Genomic DNA, 6,886 nt, shown 5'->3' on the forward strand with positions numbered 1-6,886 from the left:
GAGAGCACCACGCCCTCCGCCTCGTTCAGGACGACGTCGCCGCCGTCATAGTCCTTCACCACCCGGGGCCTGACGTTCCTGCCGGTCAGCTCGGTCGCCGTATCCAGGTGCGCGACGAAGCCGACGGCGGGCACCCTCTTCGCGGTGTTGCCGGACAGCGTCGCCGTGACGTAGGCGTGCTCCGTCACCTCCACGTCCTTCAGCCCCAGAGCCCGCAGCTCCGCGCCCATCTCCTCGGCCAGGACGAGCTGGCCGGGGGTGCTGGGCACGGTGGGGGCATCCTGGACGGACTGAGTGTCGTAGGTTACGTACTTCAGAAAACGTTCGAGCGTCGAATACATGATTTCAGAAAATCTCCTTACCTATCGTCCAATTCGAAACGGCTCACTCGCGCGGAGGCAGCTCCGGCGCGGGCAGGATCTCCTTTTCCACCAGAAGTTCGTCGGGATCCGGATTCGGGGCCAGCTGATCCGGGGAGACCGTGGGCTGCGGCACGGCCATCCCCTCCCGAAGCCCTCCCGCGAAGTGACAGGCCACGTGATGCCCGGGCAGGTGTTCCCGCAAGGGCGGGGTCTCCCGACGGCAGATGTCCTGGCAGTACCGGCAGCGTCCCATGAAACGGCAGGCGTCCGGGGGCTCGATGGGGCTCGGAACGTCGCCCTCCAGGATGATGCGCTCCTTCTTCACGTCCAGGCGCGCCACGGGAATGGCCGAGAGGAGCGCCTGGGTATAGGGATGCAGCGCCGTCGTGAAGAGCTCCTTGTAGTCGCAGAGCTCGACGACCTGCCCCAGGTACATCACCGCGATGCGGTCCGAGACGTGCTTCACCACGCTGAGGTTGTGGGAGATGAACACGTAGGTGTAGTGGAACTCGCGCTGAAGCTCGTTCAGCAGGTTCAGGATCTGGGCCTGGATGCAGACGTCGAGCGCGGAGACCGGCTCGTCCAGAACGATGAACTCCGGGTTCAGGGCCAGGGACCGCGCGATGCCGATCCGCTGCCGGCGTCCGCCGTCCAGCTCGTGCGGGTAGCTGTTCTCCAGCCGCTCGGCCAGGCCGACCGTGCTCATCAGCTCGCGGATGCGCTTGCGCATCTCGGCCTTGCTTCCGTAGACGTTATTGACGATCAGGGGCTCGGCGATGAGCTCCCAGACGGAGAGCCTGGGGTTCAGGCAGGAATAGGGATCCTGAAAGACGATCTGCACCCTCCTGCGCAGCTCCTTCATCGTGGAGGCGTTCACCTTCGTCACGTCGGTGTAGCCGCCGCCCTCCCTGTCCTGGAGCAGGACCTTGCCCGCCGTGCTGTCCAGAAGGCGGATCAGGCACCGGCCCAGCGTGGATTTGCCGCAGCCGGACTCGCCCACCAGCCCAAGGGTCTCGCCCTTCTCGATGTCGAAGCTCACGTCGTCCACGGCGTGAAGCATCCCCCGCTTGGTGCTGAAGTACTTTTTCAGGTTCTCGACCCGGATGTAGGGTTTGTTGTCCGTCGTCATCATCATCACCTCACCGGCCCATCATGCGCGCGCGCACGGGACAGGCCACGAAATGCCCCGGCTCCAGCTCGACCGCCTCCGGCCGCACGCGGGAACACGACTCCTCGGCCATGGAGCAGCGCGGGTGGAACGTGCAGCCCGACGGGAGCTCCATCGGGTCCGGCATCAGGCCCGGGATGACCGCCAGCTCCTCGACGTCCTCCTCCAGGTCCGGCACGGATTTGAAGAGCCCGATGGTGTAGGGATGCAGCGGGTTGCTGTAGAGGGAGCGCTTGTCAGCGTACTCCACCACCCGGCCGGCATACATGATCGCGACCTTGTCGCAGATGTCCGCGACGATACCCAGATCGTGCGTGATCAGGATCATCGAGGCGCCGAACTGCTGTTTCAGCTTCTTCATCAGCTCCAGGACCTGGGCCTGGATGGTCACGTCCAGCGCCGTGGTGGGCTCGTCCGCTATCAGAAGCCCGGGGTCGCAGGCAAGGGCGATGGCGATCACCACGCGCTGCTTCATGCCGCCGGAGAACTGGTGCGGATAGTCGTGCATCCGCTCGCGCCGGATGCCCACGAGCTCCAGCATGTCCCCCGCCTGCCTCAGGGCCTCCGCCTCGGAGACGTTCCGGTGCAGCCGGATCATCTCGGCGATCTGCCTGTCCACCGTCATGACGGGGTTGAGGCTCGTCATCGGGTCCTGGAAGATCATCGCGATCTTCCCGCCGCGGACGGTGCGCATTTCCGCCTCGCTCTTCCTCAGCAGGTCCTCCCCCTCGAAGAGGATCTCCCCGGACCGGACCACGCCGGGCGGCGAGGGGATCAGACGCATGATGCCGAGCGCCGTGGTCGTCTTGCCCGCGCCCGTCTCGCCGACGAAGCCCAGGGTCTCCCCGCGCCCCAGCCGGAGGTTCAGGCCCTCCACCGCATGCACCGTCCCGCTGTCCGTCACGTACTGGATCGTCAGGTCCCGGACCTCCAGCAGGAGGTCCGTCTTGTTCTCGTTTCTTTCCATATTCGGCCTTTCCATTGACTCGGTTCCTCCCCTTCGCCCGCGTCAGCGCTTCAGCTTCGGGTCCAGCGCGTCGCGCAGGCCGTCGCCCAGGAAGTTCAGCGCGAGGATCGTGAACATGATCGCAAGCCCGGGGTAGAGCGTCAGGTGCGGGAAGTCCCGGATGTACTGCCGCCCGCCGGAGAGCATGGCGCCCCACTCGGGGTTGGGCGGCTGGATGCCCAGCCCGATGAAGGAGAGCCCCGCCGCGTTCAGGATCGCCGAGGCCACGCCCAGCGTGGACTGGACGATGATCGGGGCCATGCTGTTGGGGATGATGTGCTTCATGATGATGCGCAGGTCGGAGCTGCCGACGGACCGAGCCGCCTCGACGAACTCCATGCCGCGGATCGAGAGCACCGATCCGCGCACGATGCGGGCGTAGTTCGGCACCGCCGAGACGCCCACCGCGATCATCAGGTTCATGAGGCTGGGCCCGAGGGCCGCCACGATGGCGATGGCCAGCAGGGTCTGGGGGACGGAGAGCAGCACGTCCATCACGCGCATGATCCCGTTGTCGATCCAGCCGCCGTAGTAGCCGGCCGTAGCCCCCAGCATCCCCCCAACGACCAGGGCGATGCCCACGGCGATGAAGCCGACCTGCAGGGAGACGCGGGCGCCGAAGATCAGGCGGCTCAGAATGTCGCGCCCGAACTCGTCCGTGCCCAGCCAGTGCTCCGCGGACGGGGTCTCGAACATGTGCATCAGGTCCTGCTTTGCGAAATCGTAGGGGGCCAGGACGTCGGCAAAGATCGCGCAGAAGATCAGCAGCAGAATGACCGCCAGGCCGAACATGGCCAGAGGGCTTCTGCTCAGCCGGAAGATCACCTCGGCGAAGGGGCCGCGCCGCCTGCGCCCCGTGCCCTTCACGGGGGCGTCCAGGGCATCCGTATTGGCGTTCGTCATGATGTCTCCTCCCTACTTGTACTGCGCCTTGATGCGCGGGTCGATGTAGGCATAAACCAGGTCGACCAAAAGGTTTACGATGCTGAAAACGATCGCGATGAAGAGCACTCCGCCCTGGACCATGGGGTAGTCGCGCTGCATGATCGAGCTGACCATGAGGCGGCCGACGCCGGGGATGGCGAAGATGGACTCCGTCAGGATCGCGCCGGCCAGCAGGTGTCCGAACTGGAGCCCGCAGAGGGTGACCACGGGGATCAGCGCGTTGTGCAGCGCATGCACCCAGATGACGACGGACTCCTTCTGCCCCTTGGCACGTGCGGTTCGGATGTAGTCGGCGCGGATGACCTCCAGCATCGAGGAACGCGTCATGCGCGTCACCATGGAGATCGCCTGGGCCGACAGCGAGACGGCCGGCAGGATCATGGCCTTGAAGGTGCCGAACCCGGAGGAGGGCAGCCAGCGCAGGTGCACCGAGAAGAGCAGGATGAGCAGCAGGCCCAGCCAGAAGACCGGCATGGACAGGCCGATCATGGCGAAGATCATCGTGACGGTGTCGAAGAGCGAGTATTGCTTGATCGCGGAGAGTATCCCGCAGGGGAGCCCCACCAGGATGGCGATCAGCATCGCCAGGGCCGAGAGCTTCAGGGTGGCGGGAAATGCGGCCAGGACCTCCTGGGCGACCGACCGCTTGGTGATATAGGAGCGGCCGATGTCACCCTTCGTCACGGCCTTCCAGACGTAGTTTCCGAACTGCACCAAAAAGGGGTCGTTCAGCCCCTCGCGGTTGCGGAACTCCTGAACCGCATCCTCGGTGGCCAGATCCCCCAGAACCATGCGCGCCGGGTCGCCGGGCGTCAGGTAGAGCAGGGTGAAGACACAGAAGGCCACACCGAGCAGGACGGGGATCAGGAACAGGACACGGCGAACGATGTATCGTAGCATCGCGAAACATCCTTCCTTTCCATCTCATGCAACGTCTATCGTTATGCTAGTCCCCGGACCGTTCATATACAGTGCCTTCTGGACGGCTCAAGGATCAATCTTTACGTATCATTCCATTTCTAAATCATTCGTAGACGAGGCGGCTTTTGCGAGACGCAGCGAATAAGCAGAGAGCCGGCGAAGCATGAGCCGTGCGAATCGCTTAGGTTCCTCACCAGGCGTACAAAAAAGTACGTCGAGCAAGGCGAGCAAAAACAACGAAGTATACGGGTGATTTAGAATTGGAATCAGGTCGCTCAGACACGTCGGCAGGGAGGGCAAGAGAAGCCCTCCCTGCCGATACAAACCCCTCGAGGGACAAAAAATTCTCTGTCCCAAAGACGTTCAAGCGCGCGCTACTCCTCGAAGTAGGCCGTGGCGAAGGTGTGGACGTCGAAGGGACTGCTGACGAACCCCTTGACGGTCTTCTGGACCCCGACGAGGGACTCGTCGTTATGCAGAAGGATCATCGGGCACTTCTCGTTGATGTAGAGCTGCATGTCCCTGTAGGTCTTCTCGCGGTTCGGGCCGTCGGGCAAGGACCGCCCGCTGGCCAGCAGCTCATCCAGCTTCGCGTCGCTGAAGAAGGTGTAGTTCGTGCCCGCTCCCGTCTCCAGCAGGCCGGCCACGGCGTAGTCCGGGTCGGGAACGGAGAGGCCCCAGCCCAGGAGGAACAGGTCGTGCTCCTTCTTCTGCAGGCCCTGGATGTAGGCCCCCCACTCCAGGACCTTGATCTTGGCCTCGATGCCCAGTTCCTGAAGCTGAGCCTGGATGATCGTCGCCATATCGACGCGCTCCTTGCGCTCGTTGGTCCAGATCTCGATCTTCAGTCCCTTGGGGTCGACTCCGGCCTCCGCGAAGAGCTTCTTGGCCGTCTCGACGTCCCGCGCGTGCACCGGAAGATCGGCATCGATGGAATACTTGATCCCCGAGGGGATCAGCGTGCGCGGCGTCTTCCCCACGCCGCGGAAGACGGCCTTCTGGATGCCCACGGTATCGAGCGCCGCGCTGAAGGCGTTGCGCACGCGGGGATCGTCGAAGGGCTTCTTGGTCGTGTTGAACCCCATGTAGGTGGTGGAGGCCAGGGGCTTGCGCTGCAGGACCAGGGCCTCGTTCTCCTCGATGCGCGAGATGTCGTTGTTGATCATGGGGTAGGCGATGTCCACCTCGCCGGTCTCGAGTCCGACCGTGCGCGCCGTCGGCTCCGGGATGGAGCGGAGCACGAGGGTCTTGAACTTCGCCTTCTCGTCCCAGTAGTCGTCGAAGCGCTCCAGAGTGTACCGGTCGCTCTTCTGCCAGCTCACGAACTTGAAGGGGCCGGTGCCGACCGCCGTGCCGGCGGGCGTGCCGTAGTTCTCGCCCTGGGCCTCGACCTCCTTCTTGTTGACGATGGAGCCCCAGCTGTGGGCCAGGGAGGCGAAGAAGGGGAAGTTCACCTTCTTGAGGTGCAGGATGACCGTGTAGTCGTCCACGATCTCGACGTTGTCCAGGTCCTGGGAATAGGTTTTGATGTGGGCCCCCACCTCCGTGGTGGCGCGTTCCAGCGAGAACTTGACGTCCTCCGCCTTCAGCTCCTCGCCGTTGTGGAACTTCACGCCCTTGCGGAGGTACATCTTGTACGCCGTGTCGGAGACGAACTCCCACTTCTCGGCCAGGCCGGGGCGGAAGGTGCCGTCGTCGTTCAGGAAGATGAGGGTGTCGTAGACCTGATGACAGGCGCGGGAACTGGGATAATCGTTGTGGCGGATGGGGTCGAATGTGGTTGCGTCGTACTGGTCGGCCACAACCAGCGCGTCCTTGGCGGCGAACGCGGAGCCGCCGAGGGCAAGAACAAGCGCAAGTGCCAGCAGTGCCAAAATGCTCTTCCTCAAAACTATCCTCTCCTCTTTTTTATTTCCCCCCGAAACCGGGGAGATGGAAGACAAAACGGACGAAGCAGGGGAACGGGCGCCCCCAGGAAGCCAGGGCCGATCCCTGTAGTTTTCGGGACGAAACGCGACAGGGCCGTCGCCGCCTCAGCGGCTGTAGACCTCCGCGCCGTCGATGAAGGTCTTGACGACGTGCGTCCGGGCGTCCAGAGGGTCCCCGTCCCAGACCGCCAGGTCGGCGTCCTTGCCGGGCTCGATGGACCCCATCCGCTTCTCAAGCCCCAGGTGCTCGGCGGCATACAGGGTCACCGCCCTCAGCGCCTCGTCCGGGGGCAGCCCCGCCTTCACGGCCAAAGAGGCGCAGACGATCTGGTGCTCGATGGGAATGACCGGGTGGTCCGTGATGATGCAGAAATGGACACCGGCCCTCCAGAGCGTCACGGGCGTATCCCAGGACTTGTTGCGGAGCTCGATCTTGGGTTTCGACGAGAGCGTCGGCCCCACGGCGGCAAAGACCTTTCTCTCCGCCAGCCAGGGCGCGATGAGGTGCCCCTCCGTGCAGTGCTCGATGGTATAGCGCAGGCCGAACTCCTCGGAG

At 64.1% G+C, this 6,886-nt stretch carries 6 protein-coding genes and 1 pseudogene; all 7 read right to left on the bottom strand.

Going from position 1 to position 6,886, the window contains the following annotated elements; all coding sequences use genetic code 11:
* Positions 1-341 (bottom strand): annotated as a pseudogene (locus ABLA28_RS09755) (peptidase T); the annotation flags it as partial.
* 43 nt (positions 342-384) lie between these two features.
* A complete protein-coding gene (locus ABLA28_RS09760) occupies positions 385-1,491 on the bottom strand; it encodes an oligopeptide/dipeptide ABC transporter ATP-binding protein (protein WP_314717305.1) in 1,107 nt (368 codons plus the stop codon).
* Between the two features lie 10 nt (positions 1,492-1,501).
* Positions 1,502-2,512: an ABC transporter ATP-binding protein gene (locus ABLA28_RS09765; RefSeq protein WP_314717272.1), complete on the bottom strand. Its 1,011-nt coding sequence runs from the start codon at positions 2,510-2,512 to the stop codon at positions 1,502-1,504.
* 27 nt (positions 2,513-2,539) lie between these two features.
* A complete protein-coding gene (locus tag ABLA28_RS09770; RefSeq protein WP_299299017.1) occupies positions 2,540-3,439 on the bottom strand; it encodes an ABC transporter permease in 900 nt (299 codons plus the stop codon).
* A gap of 12 nt (positions 3,440-3,451) precedes the next feature.
* The gene (locus ABLA28_RS09775; protein WP_347713504.1) at positions 3,452-4,381 is read right to left on the bottom strand and encodes an ABC transporter permease; all 930 of its coding nucleotides are present in this window, start codon (positions 4,379-4,381) and stop codon (positions 3,452-3,454) included.
* A gap of 395 nt (positions 4,382-4,776) precedes the next feature.
* Positions 4,777-6,291, bottom strand: a complete 1,515-nt coding sequence (locus ABLA28_RS09780; protein WP_347713505.1) for an ABC transporter substrate-binding protein — start codon at positions 6,289-6,291, stop codon at positions 4,777-4,779.
* Between the two features lie 144 nt (positions 6,292-6,435).
* Positions 6,436-6,886 (bottom strand): amidohydrolase family protein (locus ABLA28_RS09785; RefSeq protein WP_347713506.1); only part of this gene is annotated, 451 nt, incomplete at its 5' end.

Origin of the sequence: uncultured Fretibacterium sp. (assembly GCF_963544685.1) — a bacterium.
Classification (GTDB): domain Bacteria; phylum Synergistota; class Synergistia; order Synergistales; family Aminobacteriaceae; genus CAJPSE01.

Coding starts and splice junctions, on each gene's coding strand:
- ABLA28_RS09765 (WP_314717272.1), bottom strand. CDS start 2,512: ATGGAAAGGCCGAATATGGAAAGAAACGAGAACAAGACGGACCTCCTG.
- ABLA28_RS09770 (WP_299299017.1), bottom strand. CDS start 3,439: ATGACGAACGCCAATACGGATGCCCTGGACGCCCCCGTGAAGGGCACG.
- ABLA28_RS09760 (WP_314717305.1), bottom strand. CDS start 1,491: ATGACGACGGACAACAAACCCTACATCCGGGTCGAGAACCTGAAAAAG.
- ABLA28_RS09775 (WP_347713504.1), bottom strand. CDS start 4,381: ATGCTACGATACATCGTTCGCCGTGTCCTGTTCCTGATCCCCGTCCTG.